Here is a 1,290-nt window from a genome sequence, read left to right as displayed (position 1 = left end):
AGCTCATATGGGGCCTGCCGCATGTCTTTCAAACGCAGTATTGCCGCAGGCCTCATGGTTTTCCTCGCCATTTGCGGCGCCATGCCGTCAGCGCGTGCCGAGCCGTTCAAAATCGTCGGCTTCGGCGACAGCCTGACGGCGGGCTATGGCCTTGGGCCTGACCAGGGCTTTACCGACAGGCTGCAGGCCGCCCTTCGCGCCAAAGGCCATGATGTGAGCGTCGCCAATGCCGGCGTTTCCGGCGACACGACGAGCGGTGGCCTGGCGCGGCTCGACTGGTCGGTGCCCGACGGCACGCAACTGGTCATCCTCGAACTCGGCGCCAACGACATGCTGCGCGGCGTTTCGCCCGACATCACCAGGAAGAACCTCGACGAGATGCTGAGCAAGCTGAAGCAGCGCAAGATTGCCGTGCTTCTGGCCGGCATGCGTGCCGCACCCAATCTCGGCCCCGACTACCAGAATGCGTTCGACGCCATTTTCCCGGACCTGGGGAAGAAATACGACGTCGTGCTCTACCCGTTCTTTCTCGACGGCGTCGCCGGCCAGCCCGGCATGCAACTCGAGGACGGCCTGCATCCGAGCGTTGAAGGCGTCGACCAGATAGTCGAACGCATCCTGCCGACGGTCGAGAAGGTGATCGCGGCAGTGCCGGGCGATTCCTAGCAGATTGGAACTGTTTCCGCGCAGGGGGCTTTTAACAGGGACTGTGGCCAACAAACCTCTTGCTCCGTTTGACTATCGATGATTCGCTGGGGATGACAGTTCGATTCGAGGAAGGGAGGCTCTTCATGCCGCGTCTTTTCACCGCCCTCGAAATTCCGCGTGACGCTGCCCTTTCGCTGTCCCTGCTGCGGGGCGGCTTGCCGGGAGCCCGCTGGATCGATGTCGAAAACTACCATCTGACGCTGCGCTTCATCGGCGATGTCCCCGGCCATGTCGCCGACGAGATCGCCAACGCGCTCGACCGCGTCCACCGCCCTTCCTTCTCGCTGGCGCTGTCCGGCGTCGGCGCTTTCGGCCAGAAGAAGCCACATGCGGTGTGGGCAGGCGCTTCCGCCTCGCCCGGTCTGGCTGCCCTTCAGGGCGAGATCGACCGCATCTGCCAGCGGCTCGGCATCCCGGCCGATCCCCGCAAGTTCATGCCGCATGTGACGCTGGCGCGCTTACGCAATTCGACTCCGCTGGACGTCGCCCAATATTTGTCGGCGCGCGGCAATTTCTCGACGCTGCCGTTCCGCATCGGCCGTTTCGTGCTGATGTCGTCGCGCGATTCGGTCGGCGGCGGAC

Annotated in this window: 2 protein-coding genes; both read left to right on the top strand. The window is 64.0% G+C overall.

All coding sequences use genetic code 11. The features are described from left to right. The first annotated feature begins 21 nt into the window (after positions 1–21). Entirely contained in the window at positions 22–666 is a 645-nt protein-coding gene (locus EN749_RS35915; RefSeq protein WP_127396962.1) for an arylesterase, read from the top strand. 125 nt (positions 667–791) lie between these two features. Further along, positions 792–1,290, top strand: a 499-nt coding sequence (gene thpR, locus EN749_RS35910; RefSeq protein ID WP_128364963.1) for an RNA 2',3'-cyclic phosphodiesterase, incomplete at its 3' end; no start/stop codon positions are given.

Source organism: Mesorhizobium sp. M7A.F.Ca.ET.027.02.1.1 (genome assembly GCF_004022985.1).
Lineage (GTDB): Bacteria > Pseudomonadota > Alphaproteobacteria > Rhizobiales > Rhizobiaceae > Mesorhizobium.
The sequence above is the reverse complement of the archived record's forward strand: the minus strand, read 5'-3'. Positions and strand labels throughout refer to the sequence as shown.